We start from the raw sequence: 19,893 nt of genomic DNA on the forward strand, positions 1-19,893 counted from the left end.
TCCTTTTTACGAATTACGGTCCCAAATCTTCACAAAGCAGCATTTTGAGAGTAAAGTAGTACGCAGGAATCATAAAACGTAAGGAAGTTTTATATGAAAAAAACATTAAAACTGCAAACCAGACTCACCATATTTGTTTGTATCGTTGTATTAATCGCATTGCTCATTACGTTTTTTACAGTCGGTGCCCAAACCACCAAACGAATTAGAGATCAGGAAAAGGCCACTGCGCTGCAGACTGCTGAAATGGTAGCTGAAGCGCCGATGACAGCCGCTGCTTTAGAAAGCGGAAAAAAACAAAAGGAACTGCAGAGCTACACAAAGCGGGTTCAGAAAATTACCGGCACGGAATTTGTTGTCGTCATGGATATGAACGGTATCCGCAAAACTCATCCTGACCCGAGCAAAATCGGAAAAAAATTCAGGGGCGGTGATGAGTCCGAGGTATTAAAAGGGCATGTCCATATCAGCACAGCCTCTGGCACGCTCGGGAAATCGCAGAGAGCGTTCGTCCCTGTCTACGCAGAGAATGGAAAACAGGTCGGTGCAGTCGCGGTCGGCATCACCGTAAATGAAATTGATGAAGTGATCAGCCATAGCTTACGGCCGCTTTACTTTATTATTTGCGTCAGCATCTTCGTCGGTGTGATCGGAGCCGTTATCGTCGCCCGTACAGTGAAAAATATCATGTACGGACTTGAACCTTATGAAATTGCGACTCTGCTTGAAGAACGGAGCGCGATGCTGGAATCGACGAAGGAAGGAATACTCGCTGTCGATGAACATGGCAAAATTAAACTTGCCAACGCGGAAGCAAAACGCCTATTCGTCAAAATGGGCATCAACACAAATCCCATTGATCAGGATGTAGATGAAATCTTGCCGAAAAGCCGCTTGAAAAAGGTCATTGAGACAAAAAAACCTCTTCAAGACAGAGACGTCCGCATTAACGGGCTGGAGCTTGTGTTTAATGAAGTTCCTATCCAGCTGAAAGGACAAACTGTCGGAGCGATTGCAACATTCCGCGACAAGACCGAGGTAAAACATTTAGCTGAACAGCTTTCCGGTGTTAAAATGTATGCAAACGCACTGAGAGCGCAGTCTCATGAATTTATGAACAAACTGCATGTGATATTAGGTCTCGTCCAGCTGAAAGAGTATGATGATCTTGGAGATTATATTAAAGATATAGCCATACAGCAAAAATCAGAAACAAGTGAAATTATAAATGATGTCAAAAGCTCCGTACTGGCCGGTTTTCTGCTCGGAAAGCAAAGCTTTATACGTGAGCAGGGCGCAAATCTTGATATTGAATGCAACGGTGTCATCCCGAACGCGGCAGACCCTTCTGTCATCCATGAACTTATTACAATCATCGGAAATCTCATCAACAATGGCTTAGACGCCGTTGCCGATATGCCGAAAAAACAAATCACCATGTCCATGCGCTTCCATAACAGCATACTTGATATTGAAATTACCGATACTGGAGCAGGCATGTCTGAAGAAGACCAAGCCAAAGTATTTGAACAAGGCTATTCAACAAAGGGCAAAAACCGGGGATTCGGCCTTTATTTCACACAGCAAAGCATCGAAAATTTAAAAGGCCAAATGATCCTCACAAGCGAAAAGAATGAAGGAACGACATTCAGTATTCGCATCCCGTACGAACCGAAGGAGGAAAATCATGATTAATGTACTAATAGTTGAAGATGACCCCATGGTGGGTGAATTAAATAAACGATACTTAAGCCAAATAGATGGCTTTCAGCTGAAAGGCATCGCTTCTTCCTTTCAAAGCGCTCTGCATATTTTAGGCGAGCACCATATCGACCTCATTTTGCTTGATATTTATATGCCGGGAAAAAACGGGCTGGAACTGCTGACGGAATTGAGAGCCCAAAATGAAGCGGTTGACGTGATTGTCATCTCAGCGGCCAGCGAGCTTGACGTAATCAAGAAAACACTTCGGTACGGAGCTGTTGATTATTTAATCAAACCGTTTGAATTTGAACGTTTCCAAACGGCTCTGTCTGATTACAGACGAAAACAAAAGGTGTATTCAACCCATCGCAACATGAGCCAAAAAGAACTGGACGCCGAGCTTTTTCAAAAGAAAGAAGCAACAGAAAAAGTGCAGCTTCCTAAAGGCCTGACAAAAAGCACGCTGAAGCTGATCTGGTCCAGTATCCAGTCATTTGAAAATGAATCTTTTACGACAGAAGACTTGGCAAAGCACACAGAAATCTCTCAAGTATCCATACGAAAATACTTAAAGTTTCTTGAAGATATACAGGTTCTGAATGTAGAAATGGCGTACGGAACGATCGGAAGACCTGTGTTTCAGTACAACGTCAACAACAGTAACCTTAACGGAATAAAGCAATATCTATAAGAAAACGCACTGCTTGCTTTGAGCAGTGCGTTTTTCTGTCATATCTCTTGCCAAGATGCTTGATTCTATTGTTGATAAGTTATACAAGAATAACAAAGGGCCTTTCACATTTTTAAGCAAACAATTCTAAAAATAGATACTTTTTAAAAAATTATGCGAAATTCTATTTATTTCTTATTAGTTAAATGATAAATTATGATTGGTAAGTTGATCCCGAAAAACTAAGTCATAAGTCTTACTTCAGAAAACGATGTCACGGTTTTCCGCCCGGAACGCCTTCCGCATCCTTCTCTTCCCCGCCTTTCGAAGGAAATACTCACACCACGCTTATTCAGGGAAGAATAGAACTGTCTCAGCGCATTCCATTTGTTATTATCAGAAAATTTTATCGATTCTAAGAAATTGTTCAGGACAGCCCATCACATGACTGGCCGGATCAGCTTTGAACCAAATTTTTCTGGGGGGTTATATCTTGAATAAACGAAAAATCGGATTGGCGATGTCACTTGTGATCGCAGCAGGCACCATATTAGGAGCATGCGGAAACAGCGAAAAAAGCAGCGGCTCAGGCGAAGGCAAAAACAAATTCAGTGTGGCGATGGTTACTGACGTAGGCGGAGTGGATGACAAATCCTTCAACCAATCAGCCTGGGAAGGCATCCAAGCCTTTGGGAAAGAGAATGGGCTGAAAAAAGGCAAAAACGGTTACGACTATCTTCAATCCAAATCTGATGCAGACTATACAACGAACTTAAATAAATTGGCGCGTGAGAATTTTGACTTAATTTACGGCGTCGGCTACTTAATGGAGGATTCAATCAGCGAAATTGCTGACCAGCGTAAAAATACAAACTTTGCGATTATAGATGCTGTTGTCGATAAAGACAACGTCGCAAGTATTACGTTTAAAGAGCAGGAAGGCTCATTTCTCGTCGGAGTGGCCGCAGCCCTATCAAGCAAATCAGGAAAAATCGGCTTTGTAGGCGGCATGGAATCAGAGTTAATCAAAAAATTCGAGGTCGGCTTCCGTGCCGGCGTGCAAGCAATTAACCCTAAAGCCGTTGTAGAAGTGAAATACGCAGGGGGTTTCGATAAAGCCGATGTCGGTAAAGCAACCGCCGAAAGCATGTATAAATCAGGCGTAGATGTTATTTATCACTCTGCGGGCGCCACTGGCACAGGCGTCTTTACTGAAGCGAAAAACCTGAAAAAAGAAGATCCAAAACGCGATGTCTGGGTCATCGGTGTCGATAAAGACCAATACGCAGAAGGCCAGGTAGAAGGAACAGATGATAACGTCACCCTCACTTCCATGGTGAAAAAAGTAGATACAGTCGTTGAAGATGTAACGAAAAAAGCGAGTGACGGAAAGTTCCCGGGCGGCGAAACACTTACCTACGGGCTTGATCAAGACGGAGTCGGCATTTCTCCATCTAAACAAAATCTATCGGATGATGTGATCAAAGCGGTCGATAAATGGAAGAAAAAAATCATCGACGGATTGGAAATCCCGGCAACTGAGAAAGAGCTGAAAACCTTCAAAGCTGAATAAGAATCGCAGGGATAAGGAGGTCGAGCCCTTATCCCTTGTTTTTCTTTTATTTTGAAATAAAGGAGCGGTCAATCAATGGAATATGTCATTGAAATGCTCAATATCCGCAAGGCGTTTCCAGGTATCGTCGCCAATGACAATATCAATCTTCAAGTCAAAAAAGGCGAAATACACGCGTTGCTCGGTGAAAACGGAGCGGGGAAATCAACGTTGATGAATGTCCTTTTCGGGCTGTATCAGCCGGAGCGGGGTGAAATTCGGGTGCGCGGCGAGAAGGTGCACATCAACAGCCCGAACAAAGCGAATGACCTTGGAATTGGAATGGTGCACCAGCACTTTATGCTTGTTGACACCTTTACAGTTGCTGAAAATATTATTCTCGGGAAGGAGCCAAAGAAGTTTGGCAGAATTGACCGGAAGCGTGCTGGCCAAGAGGTGCAGGACATTTCCGATCGATACGGCCTGCAGATCCATCCTGAAGCAAAAGCAGCTGACATATCAGTCGGTATGCAGCAGCGCGCAGAAATATTAAAAACCCTCTACCGCGGTGCCGACATTCTGATTTTTGATGAACCGACGGCTGTTTTGACGCCTCATGAAATTAAGGAACTGATGCAAATTATGAAGAACCTGGTCAAAGAAGGGAAGTCCATCATCTTAATCACCCATAAGCTGAAAGAGATTATGGAGATTTGTGACCGCGTTACGGTTATCCGTAAAGGAAAAGGCATCAAAACCCTTGATGTCCGTGATACAAACCAAGACGAACTCGCCAGTCTAATGGTCGGCCGCGAGGTATCGTTCAAAACTGAAAAGAGAGCTGCTCAGCCGGGAGCGGAAGTGCTTGCGATTGACGGCATAACTGTAAAGGATACCCGCGGAATAGAGACAGTCAGAGATTTGTCTCTTTCTGTCAAAGCGGGAGAAATAGTCGGCTTAGCAGGCGTCGACGGAAACGGGCAATCAGAGCTGATCGAAGCGGTGACAGGACTCCGCAAAACAGATTCAGGAACAATCACCTTAAACGGAAAACAGATCCAAAACCTGACGCCAAGAAAAATCACTGAATCCGGGATCGGGCATATTCCTCAGGATCGCCATAAACACGGTCTCGTCCTTGATTTTCCAATCGGAGAGAATATCCTGCTGCAAAGCTATTACAAAAAGCCGTATTCAGCATTGGGCGTTTTACATAAAGGCGAAATGTACAAAAAAGCACGCAGCCTGATCAGCGAGTACGACGTCAGAACGCCGGATGAATATACACACGCTCGGGCATTGTCAGGCGGAAACCAGCAAAAAGCGATTATCGGGCGGGAAATAGACCGAAATCCTGATTTATTAATTGCCGCCCAGCCGACTCGCGGCCTTGATGTCGGAGCGATTGAATTTGTCCATAAAAAGCTCATTGAGCAGCGTGATGCCGGGAAAGCCGTTCTTCTCCTCTCGTTTGAGCTTGAAGAAATTATGAATCTCAGTGACAGAATCGCCGTTATTTTTGAAGGACGCATTATCGCCAGCGTTAATCCGCAGGAAACCACTGAACAGGAGCTTGGTCTCTTGATGGCAGGAAGCACGCAAAAGGAAGCGGGGAAAGCAAATGGTTAAACGACTCTCTCATTTACTCGTGCCGCTCATCGCAATCATACTTGGTCTTGCGGCCGGCGCGTTGATTATGCTTGTGAGCGGCTACAGTGTGGCTAGCGGATATTCGGCTTTGTGGAATGGGATATTCGGAGAAATCTATTATGTCGGAGAAACAATCCGGCAAATTACGCCTTATATTTTATCCGGATTGGCTGTCGCCTTTGCATTCCGAACCGGACTCTTTAATATCGGCGTCGAGGGACAGCTGCTCGTCGGCTGGACAGCAGCGGTTTGGGTCGGTACGGCGTTTGACGGACCGGCATATATTCACTTGCCGCTCGCATTGATTACAGCGGCAGCTGCAGGAGGATTATGGGGGTTTATTCCCGGCATTTTGAAAGCGCGATTTTACGTTCATGAAGTCATTGTCACCATTATGATGAATTATATCGCGCTGCACATGACCAATTACATCATTTCAAACGTCTTGACAGATCATCAGGACAAGACGGGGAAAATTCACGAATCCGCCTCCCTCCGCTCTCCTTTTCTTGAACAGATCACCGATTACTCACGGCTGCATTTGGGAATCATCGTTGCCCTTCTCGCAGCAGTTATCATGTGGTTTATCATCAACAAAACTACAAAAGGATTTGAGCTCCGGGCGGTCGGGTTTAACCAGCACGCTTCCCAGTATGCCGGCATGAGCGTGCGGAAGAATATCATGACCTCCATGCTTATCTCCGGCGCTTTTGCAGGCCTTGCCGGAGCCATGGAGGGGCTAGGAACATTCGAATACGCAGCAGTGAAAGGCGCATTTACCGGCGTAGGCTTTGACGGTATCGCTGTCGCTCTTCTCGGGGGAAACACAGCCATCGGGGTTATACTGGCAGCATGCCTGCTTGGCGGGCTGAAAATCGGCGCATTAAATATGCCGATTGAATCAGGCGTTCCATCAGAGGTCGTTGATATTGTGATTGCTATTATTATTCTGTTTGTGGCTTCAAGCTATGCGATTCGTTTCGTCATGGGCAAATTGAAGAAAAAGGGGGCGAACTAAGTGGACATTGTGCAGATTTTATCTATCATTGTCCCTGCAACACTCGTCTATGCGGCCCCGCTTATTTTAACTGCTCTCGGCGGCGTGTTTTCCGAGAGATCAGGTGTGGTGAATATCGGCCTAGAAGGCCTCATGATTATCGGGGCGTTCACCAGCGTGTTATTTAATTTATTTTTTGGTCCGGAATTAGGTGCCGCCGCACCTTGGCTTTCGCTCCTTGCCGCCATGGCAGCAGGCGCCCTGTTTTCACTGATTCACGCGGCAGCGGCGATTTCGTTTCGCGCCGACCAGACAGTCAGCGGTGTCGCCATTAACATGCTGGCGCTTGGGGCAACTTTATTTATCGTCAAACTGATCTACGGCAAAGCGCAGACAGACAAAATTCCAGAGCCTTTTTATAAGACGAAAATCCCCGGTTTGGGCGATATTCCCGTCTTGGGAAAGATCTTCTTTTCGGATGTCTATTATACGTCTATTCTTGCAATAGCACTTGCCTTTATTTCCTGGTTTATCTTGTTCAAAACGCCGTTCGGCCTTCGTATCCGTTCTGTCGGAGAGCATCCGATGGCGGCCGATACGATGGGAATCAACGTATATAAAATGCGCTACATCGGTGTGATGATCAGCGGATTGTTCGGCGGTCTCGGCGGCGGCGTATATGCCTCCACAATTGCGCTTGATTTCACGCACTCTACCATCTCCGGGCAAGGCTTTATCGCCCTGGCAGCGCTTGTATTCGGAAAATGGCATCCGATCGGAGCACTGGGGGCCGCCCTGTTTTTCGGATTCGCCCAAAGCTTAAGCATCATTGGATCGCTGCTCCCTCTTTTTAAAGACATACCAAATGTGTATATGCTGATGGCTCCTTATGTCTTAACGATTCTCGCTTTAACCGGCTTTATCGGGCGGGCAGATGCGCCAAAAGCCAATGGCGTGCCTTATATTAAAGGAAAAAGATAAACATTCTCCCCTGGGAAGACGATTCTCAGGGGTTTTTTTCTAATTCAAAAGACCCTCTTAATTTAATTGTTTATTAGTTTTTTAACTTAAAAAAATATGAAGTGTTAACGCTTTCTTGTAGACTGTAACAAACAATACATGGGGGTGTATGACATGGGAGCAATTCCAAAAACGGGGACAATTTCACCTGAGCAAAAAGACTCACAGGAGAAAAACCTGTTTCAAAAAATTTGGTCTTGGGAAATCGGTGTGATTCCTTTGCCATTATACACAGTATTAGCTGTTATTATTATTCTTGCAGCCTATTACAATGAGCTGCCGGCAAATATGCTTGGCGGGTTTGCCATCATTATGATTCTTGGTGTGTTTCTCGGAGACATAGGCCAACGCATACCGATATTGAAGGATATTGGCGGCCCTGCTATTTTATCTTTGTTTGTTCCTTCATTTTTAGTCTTTTACAATGTACTGAATTCAACATCTTTAGACGCTGTAACCAACTTGATGAAAACGTCTAACTTCCTTTATTTCTATATCGCTTGCCTTGTTGTGGGAAGTATCCTCGGTATGAACAGAATTGTTTTAATACAGGGGTTTATCAGAATGTTCGTTCCACTGGTTGCAGGAACGATCGCGGCCGTTGCAGCCGGCATCCTTGTCGGATTTATTTTTGGCTATAGTGCCTATGATTCCTTTTTCTTTGTTGTTGTCCCGATTATTGCCGGGGGAATAGGCGAAGGAATTTTGCCGCTTTCAATCGCCTACTCACAAATACTGGGCTCATCTGCTGATGTATTTGTGTCTCAGCTGGTTCCAGCAGCAATTATAGGAAATGTTTTTGCTATCATATGTGCAGCCTTAATGAAAAAGCTTGGCGATAAGCGTCCAGATCTAAACGGGAACGGACGTCTCGTAAAATCTAAAAAAGCAAATGAGATTTTCAATCAAAAAGAAGCCGAAGCAAAAATTGATTTCAAATTAATGGGAGCAGGAGTTCTGCTCGCGTGTACATTCTTTATTTTTGGCGGGTTATTGGAGAAATTCATCTTCATCCCGGGCGCGATCTTAATGATTATTTCAGCTGCGGCTGTCAAGTATGCAAATATTCTTCCGAAAAAAATGGAAGAAGGCGCTTACCAGCTTTATAAGTTTATTTCTTCAAGCTTTACATGGCCGCTGATGGTCGGTCTCGGCATCCTCTTTATTCCGTTGGATGACGTAGCGTCTGTGATTTCTATACCGTTTGTCATCATCTGTATTTCAGTTGTTATCGCGATGATTGGTTCTGGATATTTCGTAGGCAAGCTTATGAACATGTATCCGGTTGAATCCGCAATCGTTACCTGCTGCCACAGCGGCCTCGGCGGAACGGGTGATGTTGCCATTTTATCGGCATCAGGAAGAATGGGCCTTATGCCGTTTGCCCAAATTTCAACCCGTCTCGGCGGTGCAGGCACAGTTATTTGCGCGACAGTGCTGCTTCGTTTTTTCACTTCATAAACAGAAAGAGTTCCGTTTTATGCGGAACTCTTTTTTTATTTATTCACAATCCGAATATACTCTCGGGGACCAAACGGCAGATCCTTTGATTCCATCTCACTCATTCTGGCTGACAGATGGTGCTCCAGTAAATACAGCTCCCACTCATCACTAGCCGCCACACCGCTGCGCCCGTCATATTGATTCAACATGAATGCCCCTGCAAATACTGAGCAGAATAAACCTGAGCACATCACGACTTTTCTTTTCACATGACCAGCTCCTTTCCTTCAGCTTGATCAGGATTGATTTTAAATATACAAATAACCTCTTTTTTGTTAGACTTATTTTGAGGTCAAAAGAACTCATAAAAACCCATTACAGCAGTTCGAAGCGTGGCAGCTTGCAGAAAAGTGCGATATAATTTGGACTAGGTCGTTTGACCGTATATTTCATACATAGCGCATTTTTCAATTGAGAACGAGAAAAGGAGGTCTTATCTTTGCAGCTCTTACATCTTGCTATTTTATCGCCTTTTTTATTTGCTTTTATCATTCCCTTCTTGGCAAAATACGCAAAAAGAGTGCATACGGGCTGGTTTGTGTTGATCCTGCCCGTCTTGCTGTTTATATACTTTCTCCCAATGATCAGGATGACACAGTCTGGAGAAACACTTCGATCGGTATTAGAGTGGATTCCGTCACTCGGCATTAACTTTACCGTTTATATAGACGGCCTCGGGTTATTATTCGCTTTACTGATCACAGGCATTGGCTCTTTGGTCACTCTTTACAGCATTTTTTATTTATCGAAAGAAAAAGAACAGCTTGGGCCCTTTTATGTCTACTTATTGATGTTCATGGGCGCCATGCTCGGTGTCGTTCTAGTAGACAATGTCATGGTTCTCTACATGTTCTGGGAGCTTACAAGCCTTTCATCCTTTTTGCTGATCGGCTATTGGTATAAGCGGGAAAAGTCGCGCTATGGCGCAGCCAAATCACTTTTGATTACGGTCAGCGGCGGGCTGTGCATGCTCGGCGGATTTATTCTCCTTTATTTGATAACGGATTCCTTCAGTATTCGAGAGATGGTTCATCAGGTTCAATTAATTGCCGGCCACGAATTGTTTATCCCGGCTATGATTCTCATTTTATTAGGGGCTTTTACGAAATCAGCGCAATTTCCTTTTTACATCTGGCTCCCTGACGCGATGGAAGCTCCGACGCCTGTCAGCGCTTATCTCCATTCAGCTACTATGGTAAAAGCCGGCATTTATGTGATTGCGAGATTCAGTCCTATTTTCGCCTTTTCAGCTCAGTGGTTTTGGATCGTGTCCCTCGTTGGCCTCTTTACGATGGTTTGGGGTTCATTCCATGCCGTGAAACAAACTGATTTAAAATCGATTTTGGCGTTTTCAACCGTCAGCCAGCTCGGCATGATCATCTCCATGCTCGGAGTCAGTGCTGCGGCCCTTCATTACGGCCATACAGAATATTATACAGTTGCCGCTATGGCTGCCATTTTCCATTTAATCAACCACGCAACCTTTAAAGGAAGCTTGTTTATGGCAGTCGGGATTATCGATCACGAAACAGGCACACGGGATATCCGGAAGCTAGGCGGCCTGATGGCGATTATGCCGATTACATTTACCATTTCCTTAATCGGGACATTTTCAATGGCCGGCTTACCGCCGTTTAACGGATTTTTGAGTAAAGAAATGTTTTTCACAAGCATGCTTCGCGTGACACATTTTGACCTGTTCAACGTGCAGACATGGGGCGTTCTGTTCCCTCTTTTCGCCTGGATCGGAAGTGTATTTACGTTTATCTACAGCATGAAATTGCTGTTTAAAACATTCAGAGGAAATTACCAGCCTGAACAGCTTGAAAAACAGGCTCACGAAGCGCCTGTCGGCATGCTCGTACCACCGGTCATTCTTGTCGCTTTGGCTGTCAGTCTCTTCTTTTTCCCGAATATATTGTCGTACAGCCTGATAGAGCCTGCGATGAACTCAATCTATCCGACACTGCTTGCCGGCCATGAGAAATTCCACGTTCACATTTCACAGTGGCATGGGGTTACAACGGAATTGCTCATGACTGCGGGTATTGTTGTGATCGGAACAATTGGTTATTTGTCGCTGAATAAGTGGAAAGGAATCTATAAACTGTTTCCTTCGAAACTCACACTCAACCGGTTATACGATAAGCTTTTGACTCTGATGGAGAAAGGCTCTTACCGGGTCACAAAACAATATATGACCGGGTTTTTAAGAGATTATTTGCTGTATATCTTCGCTGGTTTCATCATTCTGATAGGCGGAGCTTTTGCCATTAAAGGCGGATTTTCATTTAAAACGGAAGGCATGGCTAAAATCGGTGTATACGAAATCATTTTGACGCTTGTCATGATCAGCGCCACAGTGGCGACTGTTTTTGCTAGGTCAAGACTGACGGCGATCATTGCACTCGGTGTTGTCGGTTATACGCTTGCATTGTTTTTTGTCATTTTCAGAGCGCCGGACTTGGCATTGACTCAGCTCGTCATTGAAACGATTTCTGTGGCACTGTTTCTGCTTTGCTTCTACCATTTGCCGAAACTGAGGCTGAAAACAAAAACGAGAACGTTCCGGATGACGAATTTTATCATTTCTTTAGGCGTCGGTGTTATCGTTACTCTGCTCGGTATCGCATCCTCAAGCCAGCGGACAAAAGACAGCATTGCGTCCTTCTTTGTCAAACATAGCCACGATCTCGGCGGAGGGGATAATGTCGTCAATGTCATTCTTGTTGATTTCAGGGGATTTGATACAATGTTTGAAATTACGGTATTAACAATAGCCGCTCTCGGCATTTACAGCATGATTAAAACAAAAGTAAAAGAGGAGGGGAAAAGCGGTGAATGAACAAAAAACAAATGACTTGATTCTTCAAACCGCGACAAAGCTTGTATCCTTTATCATTTTGCTTTTCTCTTTCTATTTATTTTTATCAGGGCATAACGCGCCCGGAGGAGGCTTTGTCGGCGGACTGATCACGTCCTCTTCCATCGTTCTCTTGCTTCTGGCATATGATTTAAAAACCGTGCGTTCCCTTTTGCCTGTCAATTTCATTTATGTCGCGGGAGCCGGCCTTCTGCTCGCTGTATTAACAGGCGTTGGCTCCTTTGTCTTTGGGTTTCCTTTTTTAACCCACACATTCGGATACTTTCAGCTGCCGATCCTTGGGAAAACGGAGCTCGCCACAGCGACGATATTTGATTTAGGCGTTTATCTTGTTGTCGTAGGCATAACGATGACCATTATTCAAACGATTGGAGAGGAAGAATAATGGAAATCTTAATGGCTGTATTAGCCGGTATTATTTTTATGGCTGCCACGTATTTGCTGCTGTCTAAAAGCCTGCTTCGCGTCATTATCGGAACAGCACTGTTAAGCCATGGCGTTCATTTAATGCTTTTAACTATGGGAGGATTAAAGAAAGGCGCTGCTCCGATTTTGAGCGAGCATGCCAAATCATTTGTCGATCCGCTTCCGCAAGCCCTGATTTTGACCGCAATTGTCATTTCTTTTGGCGTTACGTCATTCATACTCGTCATGGCCTTTCGCGCTTATCAGGAATTGAAATCGGACGATATGGATCAAATGAGGGGAAATGATCAACATGAATAATTTTGTTATTTTGCCAATCCTGATCCCGCTTTTGTCGGCTATTCTTCTGATTTTCATGACGAAGAATCTTATGCTCATGAGAATCTTCAGCACGGCGGCATCGGCCATCGGGATTGTGATTAGCGGCATACTTGTACAGACTGTCTTCACAAAAGGTATCCAGACACTCAGCCTAGGCGGATGGAAAGCGCCGTACGGCATTGTGCTTGCCGCAGACCAATTCGCCAGCCTTCTCGTTCTCACAACAGCGGTCATCGGTTTATTGGTTGGGCTTTATTCCTTCCGTTCTGTCGGTGAAAAACGGGAGCGCTCCTTTTACTACTCCGGCGTTCAGTTCTTGCTTGCCGGCGTCAGCGGAGCGTTTTTAACAGGCGATTTATTTAATATGTACGTATTTTTTGAGCTTCTGCTTATTGCTTCCTATATGCTGATTGTATTAGGCGGCACAAAAATTCAGCTGCGGGAATCCCTTAAATATATTGTGTTTAATATTGTATCGTCTGCCCTGTTTGTCATAGGGGTCGGCTTTTTATACGCTGTAACCGGTACGTTAAACATGGCGGATCTTAGCGTGAAAATCAGCGAATCAGGACAAACCGGGCTGATCACTGTGATTGGTGTCCTGCTGCTTTTGGTATTTGGCATGAAGGGCGGAATCTTCCCCCTCTACTTTTGGCTTCCAGGCTCTTATTACGCGCCACCGGCGGCAATCTCCGCGTTGTTCGGCGCTTTGCTGACAAAAGTCGGGTTATATGCGATTACGAGGGTTTTCACATTGATTTTTATTCACGATACTGCCTTTACCCATCAGCTGATGATTTGGCTGGCGGCGCTGACTGTGATTTTCGGTGTGATCGGTTCACTCGCTTATTCGAATGTCATGAAAATTGTGATCTATAACATTATTACCGCTGTCGGCGTGATTTTGTTCGGTGTGGCAGTACACACCCCCGCATCCATTCAGGGCGCGATCTACTATCTAATTCACGATATGCTGATTAAGGGCGCTTTGTTTATGCTGGCGGGTACGCTGATCGCATTGACTGGAACCGCGAGCCTGCATAAAATGGGCGGGCTGATCAAACGCTATCCTGTTCTTGGATGGATGTTTTTCATTTCCGCTATTTCTCTTGCAGGCATTCCGCCACTGAGCGGATTTGTCGGCAAATTTAAAATTGCGGAGGGCGGCTTCGCAGAAGGTGAATTTACGATATCCATGCTGATTCTGCTTTCGAGTCTGCTCGTACTGTACTCTGTGCTGAGGGTCTTTATACATGCGTTTTGGGGCGAAGAAAAAGAAACGCCAAAACCAAATCATCGAACAGCTAAAGGACTTCTTTATCCGGCAGCTATTTTTCTCTTGCTGTCTCTTCTCTTCGGGTTGGGTACAGAATGGGTGTCGCCTTACGTTGATCAAGCGGCCGAGACGCTGCTGAATCCGGAAAAATATATCGAAGCTGTTCTGAAGGAGTAGATCGCATGGCATTTCAAATTTTATTAAATGTGTTTCTCGCTTTTTGCTGGATGTTCTTGAGCAACAGTCCAAGCGCCGCAGGATTCATTACAGGCTATATTCTGGGAATGCTCTCTCTCTTTTTCTTCCGGCGCTTTTTCACTCGCCAGTTTTATCTATGGAAATTGATTTCTATCATCAAGCTCTGTTTCATTTTTATAAAGGAACTGTACCTTGCCAATGTCAGTGTGATGAAATCAGTCTTATCTCCAAAACTGAATATCAGACCGGGTATTTTTGCTTTTAAAACTGAACTGACGAAGGACTGGGAAATCACCCTGCTTTCTCTGCTCATTACATTAACGCCGGGAACCTTGGTGATGGATATTTCAGATGACAGAACAATACTTTATATTCATGCAATGGATATCGAGGATGCGGAAAAAGCGATTTTTGATATTCGGGAGTCATTTGAAAAAGCCATACAGGAGGTGAGCCGGTGATGTTTACGCTGATCCTGCAAATCGCGCTCGGCATTATGGCAGTGTCTACCTTTTTGTATGTCATTCGTGTCATTAAAGGGCCGACTGTGCCTGACCGGGTCGTGGCTCTGGATGCAATCGGCATCAATCTGATCGCAATCACGGCGCTTGTCTCCATTTTGCTGAAAACAAGTGCGTTTTTGGATATTATTTTGTTGCTGGGGATTTTATCGTTTATCGGAACGATCGCATTTTCCAAGTTCCTGGAGAAAGGAGAGATTATCGAAAATGATCGAAACCGCTAAGGTCGTTGTGGCTGTATTCATTTTGCTGGGTGCTCTAATATGCCTCATTGCTTCATTTGGCGTACTTCGCCTTCCCGATGTGTTTACACGCGCTCATGCTGCTTCTAAAGGCTCAACATTAGGTGTCAATATGATTCTGCTCGGTGTCTTCTTCTATTTGTGGTTTGTGACGGGGGAGCTCTCCGCTAAAATCCTGCTTGGGATTCTCTTTATCTTTATTACGTCGCCTATCGGCGGGCACTTGATCTGCCGTGCTGCGTATAACTCCGGCGTCAAGCTTGATGAGAGAAGCGTACAGGATGACTATAACGGAATCAGAAACTTTGTGATTAAACGAAAAGAGGATTCTTATCTATAAAAATAATAGCAGCCGGACAGGCAGAGTTCCGGCTGTTTTTTTATTTCTTGATGACAGCCAGCGTGCATCTGGATATACAGATCAGCCTCTCTTGCTCGTCATATATGTGAATGTGATAGACAATCGTCGTTCTGCCGATATGAACGGGCTCGGCTACCGCCTTTACCGTTCCTTCCTTTACAGATTTTAAATGGTTGGCGTTAATCTCCAAACCGACACAAGCCTGTGTTGAATGATCAATCAGGTTCTGTGCACCTGCGCTCGCCGCTGTTTCCGCCAGGGCCACTGAAGCGCCCCCATGCAAATATCCGAACGGCTGAACCGTCCGATGATCCACCGGCATGACCGCAACGCATCGTTCCGCTGTGTTTTCAACAATCTCTATACCAAGCGCTTCAAGCAATGTGTGTTTCGTATCCATCATCTACACCCCCAACATTTAAAGTACACCGTCTGATTTCGCAATCAAAACCGCTTCCGTCCGTGAACCGACATTCAGCTTATTGAAAATCGATGTCAAGCTGTATTCAATGGACCGCTTGCTTAAATGAAGGGCATCTGCGATTTCTTGGTTTGTAAATCCCTTTTCAACTTCTTGAAGAATCAGGCATTCTCTAGGTGTGAGCACATCTTGTTCTTTTTGAGAGGAAGGAGCCGGCTTTGTTTTTTGCTGAGTCATCAGCTGTTTAAAGTAAGCAAAATCGACTAAAATTTCTCCGTTGAGTACGTGGTATATGTATTGGGTGATCTTTTCTTTAGATTCCGTTTTGCTGATGGCACCGTGCAGACCCGCACGAATCGCTTCCTCGAAATAATCCTCGACCTCATAACCGGTATACACGATAATTTTACAATGAGGATTCTCTTGTAAAATCTGTTTAGAAAGCTCCATCCCATTGACCTCGCCGCCTAGATTCAGATCCATTAAAATGAGATCATATGACGAGAAATCATGCTGCTTGATAAACTGTTCGCTCGGTTCAGGACTGAGACAATCAACAGACAAATTCGAATCCGTTTCCAAAATTGTCTTGGTGCCTTCCATGACAGCCGGATGGTCATCAATCACTAGTATCTTTTTCATGTTTTCCTCCCTTTTACTCACTCTTTTCCATTTTATAAAAAAGACTTGGCCTGTGCCAAGTCGTTTCCGTTATAAATCCATTACAATTCGATTTCAATATCAGCCTTAAAGCCCTTTCCTTCACTTGTTTCAATCCGAAGGCGCCCATCTAAAGCCCTGACTCTCTCCTTAATGCCAGAAAGCCCCATGCTCATGGAATGCTCAGTATTCTTTTCCTGATCAAACCCTACGCCATCATCCTCATAATGAAGAACGATTTTGTTTTGAATACTGATGAGCATAATCAGCACATCCGTCGCCTGAGAGTGCTTGACCGCATTAGACAGAAACTCTTGAATGATCCGGTACAAATTCAGCTGCGAATCCAGATCAAGGGAAGCCGTAAATCTCCCGGTATTTAAACGAATATGAAACGGAACCCGCTCCTGCTGCTGCGCCACCAGCTTCGACAGCGCCTTGACCAGCCCAAGATCATACAGAAGCTGCGGCCGCAGCTCATGACACGTCTCCCTCGTCATCGAAATCACATCAGACATCTGCTCATTCATCTGTACAAGCTTGTCCTGCACCTCTTCACGGCACGGATTATCATCCTTCTTGAAATCACCCAAAAACAGCTCACACTGGCGTTTTAAGGAAATCAAATCCTGAAGAACCGAATCGTGGAGATCGCGGGCGAGATCCGAGCGTTGTTTTTCCTCGATCGTGTACATGAGTTTTTTGAGCCATACGGGGTTGGATTCTTGTTGTTTTAAATCCTCAAGATGCACCATCAATTCTTCGATTTTCATAACGTTTTCCAATGAGACATTTGTATAAAATGCTAATGTTTGAAGCCATGCAATTTCATCCCTTGTTAACTTAAAAGTATTATAACTTGAGAAACAGAGTACTAAAAATGATCTGTCTCCTCGTTCACCTATTTTAATAATAAAACCTTGTTTAAACTCTTTAATTTTACCGATATCACCAGAAAAATTTTTCACATATTGCTCATGATTTTTATAAGTCAGATCTTTAAAGTTGTTCTTACTAAGAAGGGTGATTTCCCCTTTAGAATTATCATACACGCAAGCATTATCTATGTTTAATACTTCTAGGATTGTATTTTTAAAGTGATTAAGTACTTGATCTACTGATGATGCTTGCTTAATCAACTGAGTAAATTTAAAAATCCCATCTTGATAATTAAATTTCTCTGTAAATCTTTTCAACTTGAAACGAAAATCAATGATTTCTTTAAAGTAAAAAACGGCAAACATAAGAACATATATTGCAATTGTTAGTTTAACTAAATAAAAGATATCCTTTGGTTGCTGAATGTAATTAAAGATGGTCACTACGATAATAGTAGGTGTAATGGCTAAAAAACCGTAGTACTTAAGCCGCCCCACAACAAAGTCGATATTATAAAGTCTATTAGTCATAAATTGATATACTAAAGAAAAAGGTATAACAAGTGTAAAAGCAGCCAAACTAAAAGGTGAGACATACTTCTCGAAAAACACATATGGAACAGCAAAAAAGACAATAAACGGACTGAAAGAAAAGATATTTGTATAAGCAAGGACTTTCAAAATTGACTTTTGCTCTTTTTGTTTAAATTTTCTTATCCCTTTATGGATAAGAATCGATACAGTAAGAACTAGGACAAAAAATGAAATCAAATTCAGATTAGACAAAAAAGCCGAAGATTTTAATCTATTACTCAGAACGTCCTCTAATAAAAGATTTATTAGCGGGAGCATATACATAATGATTAAAATCTTCTTTTCGAATAACTTTGTTCCTAATTCTATAAAGTATTTATATATAAAATGAATATATAACACCGGACAACTGACTAAAGTAAGAACAAGCAGATAAGTGCTTATCTCTTCACCTCTTCTTGCTCCACATGCACTTACATACGCTACTGATACAAATAACAAAAATAAAATTAAAATATAAGCAGAAGTTGATTTTCTTACTTTATTTATTCTATAAATAAAAAATATACAAAATAAACAGATTGAATAAGATATTACAGGAATGAGATACATAAATAAATTTTCTTCACTGATTAGGCTTACATTTTGTAAATGAAATGATTTATTATCTCTCTCAACAATTAAACTTTCTACATTGACCAATCTTCCACTTTTTAATTGAATATCACTGCCTTTCTCCCCATTTACTTCAAGAATGATATCTCCCTTTTTCACACATGAATAATATTCATCTGTATAATCTAAAACATTGGTGACCTCTAACTTACCCTGTTCATTTATCTTTACATCCGCACCTACGAAGATGTTAAAAGCAAAGCTATACGAGAGGTATATAACATAAATAAAACTTAAAATGATAAAAACTAGAGACAAATATTTATAGACGTTAATATATCTGTACATCACATCATCCCGTAATTAAATCAAACTTTTTCTTTTATCATCCTCAAAAAAATTACTAATAGCTTCTATTGGAGGCCACTTGCTTGTTCTTGGCACCTCTCCTTGTTCAAACGCGTATAATATTGCTTTCTTTTCTTTTTCATTTATATTTAGCAAGGTTAAGTTCCCATTCTTAAATTGATCAAACGCTTCCGGGTTGTTTACTAGATGGCTAATGATTTTATCAATATGTTTCAAATTAAATCCCCCTTAATAATTGAATAAGTAATTTATTTTTTCTTTGTTCATCTAATCTCAGTTTTTTGAATGATTCCTTAAAATTTTCCACTGCTAAATTTTTTATAACATTCAAATATTGTATTACACCTGATTCTCTTAACTTTCCCTTCAAATCTTCCAAATTATTTATCATATGATTTTCTTGCGCATAAAAATTTAATAAGTCAATTGATGATTGGTTAAATTTATTTTTAAGATAATTGAAGGCAAGCGTATGTCTAGTTTTGAAGTCATTATAGTTAGGGTAATAAAGTCCATAGTGATCATTTGCAATTTGCTCGACTATACCTAAATAACGTGAATACTCCTCAACTGTTTCATTATATTCTCCAGTTGCCAGATATACACCAAGAATACTGGGCAATGTTACCAGAGAACCCGACTTAAGTTTAATCATTTCAATATACTCTGATTCTGATGAGGCTGTTAAATTCAAATCTACATGTTGTCCTTGTAAAGATTGGAGTGAATATTGCAAAGTAAGGCTTAAAAGTTTTGGATGATTTGAGACTGAACCTATTACTTGCAGACTTAATGTATAAAGTGCGGTAGCTGCGTTAGTTGCTATAGAAGGATCTAATTTCATCCAAGAAGCCTGAAGATTGTCCTTATCCTCAATATCGTCAAAAATGTCCGCAGATAAAATTAAAAGTTCTATACCTGACGCCAATAACTCAATTGCTTTGTCGTTTTTTCCATCAAATGCTATGTAATGGTAATAAGCCAGTTCTGCAAATGAAAATTGTTTTTTTTCTTTGATAAAAGAAATGAGCTTCACTTTTAAGTCCTCATTTAAAATATTTTCATCCACAATCTCCTTCATTTTCTCCTTG

General features: G+C 42.7%; 20 protein-coding genes. 14 read left to right on the forward strand and 6 right to left on the reverse strand.

Going from position 1 to position 19,893, the window contains the following annotated elements; all coding sequences use genetic code 11:
* Positions 1-93: 93 nt before the first annotated feature.
* From maeL to maeN, 7 genes are all read left to right on the forward strand, one after another.
* Entirely contained in the window at positions 94-1,695 is a 1,602-nt protein-coding gene (gene maeL / locus MKY10_RS16745; protein ID WP_339225956.1) for a two-component system sensor histidine kinase MaeL, read from the forward strand.
* Positions 1,688-2,395, forward strand: a complete 708-nt coding sequence (gene maeM, locus MKY10_RS16750) for a two-component system response regulator MaeM (RefSeq protein WP_014477821.1) — start codon at positions 1,688-1,690, stop codon at positions 2,393-2,395. The genes maeL and maeM overlap by 8 nt, the downstream gene beginning before the upstream one ends.
* A gap of 472 nt (positions 2,396-2,867) precedes the next feature.
* Positions 2,868-3,947 (forward strand): guanosine ABC transporter substrate-binding protein NupN, encoded by a 1,080-nt coding sequence (nupN, locus tag MKY10_RS16755; RefSeq protein WP_069704007.1) that lies wholly within the window; start codon positions 2,868-2,870, stop codon positions 3,945-3,947.
* 75 nt (positions 3,948-4,022) lie between these two features.
* Complete coding sequence (gene nupO / locus MKY10_RS16760; RefSeq protein ID WP_014480695.1) at positions 4,023-5,555, forward strand: guanosine ABC transporter ATP-binding protein NupO; 1,533 nt, start codon at positions 4,023-4,025, stop codon at positions 5,553-5,555.
* Positions 5,548-6,594, forward strand: a complete 1,047-nt coding sequence (gene nupP / locus MKY10_RS16765) for a guanosine ABC transporter permease NupP (RefSeq protein WP_014480696.1) — start codon at positions 5,548-5,550, stop codon at positions 6,592-6,594. Before nupO ends, nupP begins: the two co-directional genes overlap by 8 nt.
* Positions 6,595-7,554, forward strand: a complete 960-nt coding sequence (gene nupQ, locus MKY10_RS16770; RefSeq protein ID WP_014480697.1) for a guanosine ABC transporter permease NupQ — start codon at positions 6,595-6,597, stop codon at positions 7,552-7,554.
* Positions 7,555-7,707: 153 nt separating this feature from the next.
* Complete coding sequence (maeN, locus tag MKY10_RS16775) at positions 7,708-9,054, forward strand: sodium/malate symporter MaeN (protein WP_003244241.1); 1,347 nt, start codon at positions 7,708-7,710, stop codon at positions 9,052-9,054.
* A gap of 35 nt (positions 9,055-9,089) precedes the next feature.
* On the opposite strand, the gene MKY10_RS16780 is transcribed toward maeN, so the two are convergent.
* Entirely contained in the window at positions 9,090-9,305 is a 216-nt protein-coding gene (locus MKY10_RS16780; RefSeq protein WP_015251336.1) for a hypothetical protein, read from the reverse strand.
* 230 nt (positions 9,306-9,535) lie between these two features.
* Between MKY10_RS16780 and MKY10_RS16785 the strand changes: the two genes are divergently transcribed.
* From MKY10_RS16785 to mnhG, 7 genes are read left to right on the forward strand one after another with little or no spacing between them, the layout of a single operon-like run.
* Entirely contained in the window at positions 9,536-11,941 is a 2,406-nt protein-coding gene (locus MKY10_RS16785) for a Na+/H+ antiporter subunit A (protein ID WP_046381298.1), read from the forward strand.
* Complete coding sequence (locus tag MKY10_RS16790; protein ID WP_038429537.1) at positions 11,934-12,365, forward strand: Na(+)/H(+) antiporter subunit B; 432 nt, start codon at positions 11,934-11,936, stop codon at positions 12,363-12,365. Before MKY10_RS16785 ends, MKY10_RS16790 begins: the two co-directional genes overlap by 8 nt.
* The gene (locus tag MKY10_RS16795; RefSeq protein ID WP_003220730.1) at positions 12,365-12,706 is read left to right on the forward strand and encodes a Na(+)/H(+) antiporter subunit C; all 342 of its coding nucleotides are present in this window, start codon (positions 12,365-12,367) and stop codon (positions 12,704-12,706) included. The genes MKY10_RS16790 and MKY10_RS16795 overlap by 1 nt, the downstream gene beginning before the upstream one ends.
* Complete coding sequence (locus MKY10_RS16800) at positions 12,699-14,180, forward strand: Na+/H+ antiporter subunit D (RefSeq protein ID WP_046381299.1); 1,482 nt, start codon at positions 12,699-12,701, stop codon at positions 14,178-14,180. The genes MKY10_RS16795 and MKY10_RS16800 overlap by 8 nt, the downstream gene beginning before the upstream one ends.
* A gap of 5 nt (positions 14,181-14,185) precedes the next feature.
* A complete protein-coding gene (locus MKY10_RS16805; RefSeq protein WP_003228815.1) occupies positions 14,186-14,662 on the forward strand; it encodes a Na+/H+ antiporter subunit E in 477 nt (158 codons plus the stop codon).
* On the forward strand, positions 14,662-14,946 hold the full coding sequence (locus tag MKY10_RS16810; RefSeq protein ID WP_003228814.1) for a Na(+)/H(+) antiporter subunit F1: 285 nt from the start codon (positions 14,662-14,664) through the stop codon (positions 14,944-14,946). The genes MKY10_RS16805 and MKY10_RS16810 overlap by 1 nt, the downstream gene beginning before the upstream one ends.
* The gene (mnhG, locus tag MKY10_RS16815; protein WP_003244302.1) at positions 14,930-15,304 is read left to right on the forward strand and encodes a monovalent cation/H(+) antiporter subunit G; all 375 of its coding nucleotides are present in this window, start codon (positions 14,930-14,932) and stop codon (positions 15,302-15,304) included. The genes MKY10_RS16810 and mnhG overlap by 17 nt, the downstream gene beginning before the upstream one ends.
* 40 nt (positions 15,305-15,344) lie before the next feature.
* Here mnhG and MKY10_RS16820 read toward each other — a convergent pair whose 3' ends face one another.
* From MKY10_RS16820 to MKY10_RS16840, 5 genes are all read right to left on the reverse strand, one after another.
* Complete coding sequence (locus MKY10_RS16820) at positions 15,345-15,725, reverse strand: hotdog fold thioesterase (protein WP_014477831.1); 381 nt, start codon at positions 15,723-15,725, stop codon at positions 15,345-15,347.
* An 18-nt stretch (positions 15,726-15,743) separates the two neighbouring features.
* A complete protein-coding gene (gene comA / locus MKY10_RS16825) occupies positions 15,744-16,388 on the reverse strand; it encodes a two-component system response regulator ComA (protein ID WP_003220716.1) in 645 nt (214 codons plus the stop codon).
* Between the two features lie 80 nt (positions 16,389-16,468).
* Positions 16,469-18,781 (reverse strand): sensor histidine kinase, encoded by a 2,313-nt coding sequence (locus MKY10_RS16830; RefSeq protein WP_041332996.1) that lies wholly within the window; start codon positions 18,779-18,781, stop codon positions 16,469-16,471.
* A 15-nt stretch (positions 18,782-18,796) separates the two neighbouring features.
* Positions 18,797-19,018 carry a competence pheromone ComX gene (gene comX, locus MKY10_RS16835; protein ID WP_014480704.1) on the reverse strand — a complete coding sequence of 74 codons (222 nt, stop codon included), beginning with the start codon at positions 19,016-19,018 and terminating at the stop codon, positions 18,797-18,799.
* Between the two features lies 1 nt (position 19,019).
* Positions 19,020-19,883: a polyprenyl synthetase family protein gene (locus MKY10_RS16840; protein ID WP_014480705.1), complete on the reverse strand. Its 864-nt coding sequence runs from the start codon at positions 19,881-19,883 to the stop codon at positions 19,020-19,022.
* Positions 19,884-19,893 lie beyond the last annotated feature (10 nt).

The sequence above is a fragment of the Bacillus sp. FSL P4-0290 genome, assembly GCF_037975435.1.
In the GTDB taxonomy this organism is placed as follows: Bacteria; Bacillota; Bacilli; order Bacillales; family Bacillaceae; genus Bacillus; species Bacillus subtilis.